This window comes from Leucobacter sp. M11 (assembly GCF_035726885.1).
Taxonomy (GTDB): Bacteria; Actinomycetota; Actinomycetes; order Actinomycetales; family Microbacteriaceae; genus JAPFRB01.
Genome location: NZ_JAPFRB010000002.1, coordinates 671,708 through 674,991, shown reverse-complemented (window position 1 = coordinate 674,991; position 3,284 = coordinate 671,708). Strand labels below are relative to the sequence as shown.

At 70.4% G+C, this 3,284-nt stretch carries 2 protein-coding genes; both read left to right on the top strand.

Going from position 1 to position 3,284, the window contains the following annotated elements; all coding sequences use genetic code 11:
* A partial coding sequence (locus tag OOT08_RS07635) for an acyl-CoA dehydrogenase family protein (protein WP_442916194.1) occupies positions 1–2,057 on the top strand: 2,057 nt, incomplete at its 5' end.
* Positions 2,058–2,258: 201 nt separating this feature from the next.
* On the top strand, positions 2,259–3,149 hold the full coding sequence (gene ypfJ, locus OOT08_RS07630; RefSeq protein WP_325092000.1) for a KPN_02809 family neutral zinc metallopeptidase: 891 nt from the start codon (positions 2,259–2,261) through the stop codon (positions 3,147–3,149).
* Positions 3,150–3,284 lie beyond the last annotated feature (135 nt).

Genomic DNA, 3,284 nt, shown 5'->3' with positions numbered 1-3,284 from the left:
TAGCCACCCCAGTCACCGCCAGTGCCGGGAAGACCTCCCCGGCAGCGCGCATCGATGTCGCCGCCGTCGGCGACGCCCTCCTCGGCACCTGGAAGAAGGAGCGCCTGGAGGCACGCGCGCTCGCCGTTGACCCCCGTCTGCACACGATCCCCGGCCAGCACATGGACGAGCACCGGAAGCGGACGCTGGAGCAGCTGAGCATCCTCGTCGACAACGGCGCGATTCAGCGCGCTTTCCCCGCCGCATACGGCGGCAGCGACAACCACGGCGGGAACATCGCTGCCTTCCAGGAGCTGGTGATGGCCGATCCCTCGCTCCAGATCAAGAGCGGGGTGCAGTGGGGCCTCTTCGGGTCCGCGATCCTGCACCTCGGCACCAAGCAGCACCACGACAAGTGGCTGCCCGATGTGATGAGCCTCAAGCTGCCCGGTGCCTACGCCATGACCGAGACCGGGCACGGCTCGGACGTCGCCTCCATCGGCACGACCGCGACCTACGACGAGGCGACCCAGGAGTTCGTGATCGACACCCCGTTCCGCGGGGCGTGGAAGGACTACCTCGGCAACGCGGCCCTGCACGGCAAGGCGTGCACGCTCTTCGCCCAGCTCATCACGAAGGGCGTCAACCACGGCGTGCACTGCTTCTTCGTGCCCCTCCGCGACGACAACGGCGAGTTCCTGCCCGGCATCGGCGGGGACGACGACGGCGTCAAGGGCGGCCTGAACGGCATCGACAACGGGCGGCTGCACTTCACCGAGGTGCGGATCCCGCGCACCAACCTGCTGAACCGCTACGGCGACGTCGCCGCCGACGGGACCTACTCGTCGCCCATCAAGAGCCCGGGCCGCCGTTTCTTCACGATGCTCGGCACCCTGGTTCAGGGCCGTGTCTCCCTCGACGGGGCCGCCGCGAACGCGATGAAGGTGGCCCTGGCGATTGCGATTCGCTACGGTTCCGAGCGCCGACAGTTCACCGCGGCGGGCGAGCGCGAACAGGTCATCCTGGACTACGGCCAGCACCAGCGCCGCCTGCTGCCGCGCCTGGCGGAGACCTACGCGATCTCCTTTGCCGGGGACAAGCTGCTGACCACCTTCGACGAGGTGTTCTCGGGGAAGAACGACACGGACGAGAACCGGCAGGACCTGGAGACGCTCGCCGCCGCGCTGAAGTCGCTGTCCACCTGGGCCGCGCTCGACACCCTGCAGGAGGCCCGCGAGGCCTGCGGCGGGGCCGGTTTCCTCGCCGAGAACCGGATCACGGGCCTGCGCGCCGACCTCGACATCTACGTCACCTTCGAGGGCGACAACAACATCCTGCTGCAGCTCGTCGGCAAGCGCCTCCTCGGCGACTTCGCCAAGCAGTTCAAGGGCGCGGACGCGGCCACGCTCGCGAAGTTCGCGGTCGGCCAGGCCGGGGAGCGCGCCGTGAACCGCTTCGGGCTCCGCCAGCTCGCACAGTCGGTGGTTGACCTCGGTTCGACCGCCCGCTCGGTCGGTCACGTTCGGGACACCGATGCGCAGCGCGAGCTGCTCACCACCCGGGTGGAGACGATGGTTGCCGAGGTGGCCGGAGCCATCCGCGAGTCCTCGAAGAAGTCCGCTGCGGAGCAGGCCGACGCCTTCAACGCGCAGCAGCACAAGCTCATCGAGGCGGCCCGCGCGCACGCCGAGCTGCTGCAGTGGGAGGCCTTCACGGAGAAGCTGGAGACCTTCCAGGATGAGGAGACCCGCACCGTGATGACGTGGCTGCGCGACCTCTTCGGCCTCGGGCTGATCGAGAAGCACATCGGCTGGTACCTCATCAACGGCAGCCTGACCGCGCACCGGGCCGAGTCGATCACCGCCTACATCGACCGGCTGCTGGGTCGCCTGCGGCCCCGTGCCCTCGAGCTCGTTGAGGCCTTCGGGCTGAACGACGACCTCATCCGGGCGAAGATCGCGACGGGCGCCGAGGCAGAGCGCCAGGCCGAGGCGCACGCGCACGTGCTGGCCCAGCGCGCCGCGGGCACCGAGCCGGTGCACGAGAAGACGCTGCGCGCCCGCGAGGCCAAGAAGTAGCAGCGCGCGTCTCGCGACGGGGCCGCCCCGGGCACTGCCCGGGGCGGCCCCGCGCCGTTATGCTGAGTTCATGAGTGCCCAGCTCCGCTGACCAGCGGTCCGCGAGCGTGGCGCTCGTGGCCGGCGGCCCGAACGGCGCCGGAGGCAGAACAGAGCACGGAACCGGCCGCTCGGCCGGGGACGCCAAGATGGGGGAGCGCGATGACGTTCAATGACAACGCACGGCTGGACACGAGCAAGGTCCAGCGCCGCGGCACGAGCCGGGGCGGCAAGATTGCCATCGGCGGCGGAATCGGCGCGATCGCGCTGTTTCTCATCTCCCAGTTCGTCGGCGTCGACCTGACCGGGCTCGCCCCGATGCTCGGTGGCGGTCAGTCGCAGAACCAGACCGCCGAGGCCGTCGAGGAGATCAACCTGGAGCACTGCCAGACGGGCAGCGACGCGAACGAGTTCGTGGAGTGCCGGATGGCCGGAGCCGCGGATTCCATCGATCGCTACTGGAGCACGCAGGTATCGAACTACCGGGCCCCGGGGACCGTGCTGTTCACCGGCGCGACGAACACGGCCTGCGGGAGCGCGACGAGCGCGACCGGCCCGTTCTACTGCCCTGCCGACGAGACGATCTACGTGGACACCGACTTCTTCGAGACGCTCAAGCGGGACTTTCACGCCTCGGGCGGCCCGCTCGCGCAGATGTACGTCCTCGCGCACGAGTGGGGCCACCACATCTCCAACCTCACCGGGCAGATGCAGCAGGCCGACCGCGGTGGCTCCGGCCCCGCGTCCGGCTCAGTGCGGCTTGAGCTGCAGGCGGACTGCTTCGCCGGGTCCTGGGTGCAGGCCGCCTCGACCGTACCCGATGCGGCGGGGGTGCCCTATCTGAAGCCCGTCACGAAGCCCGAGATCGTGGACGCCCTCGACGCTGCCGCCGCGGTCGGCGACGATCGAATTCAGCAGGCCGCGACCGGCCGCGTCGACCCCGAAGGCTGGACGCACGGCTCAGCCGAGCAGCGCCAGCGCTGGTTCGCCGTCGGCGCCGACAAGGGCCCGACGGCCTGCGCCACCTTCGACGTTCCGGCCAATCAGCTCTAGGCCCCACGCGGGAAGCACGCCCGCCGCGCGGAGCCCCGGGTAACCGCGCCACGGGCGTTCACCCGCGGCGCGGCTGCCCGGGGTTAGCGGCGCGGGCGTCGGACGCGCTTGCCGCGGGGCGGGTGCTTCTTCGCG

Bases quoted from the DNA above. Each gene is read 5' to 3' on its own strand.
- ypfJ (WP_325092000.1), top strand. From the start codon at position 2,259: ATGACGTTCAATGACAACGCACGGCTGGACACGAGCAAGGTCCAGCGC.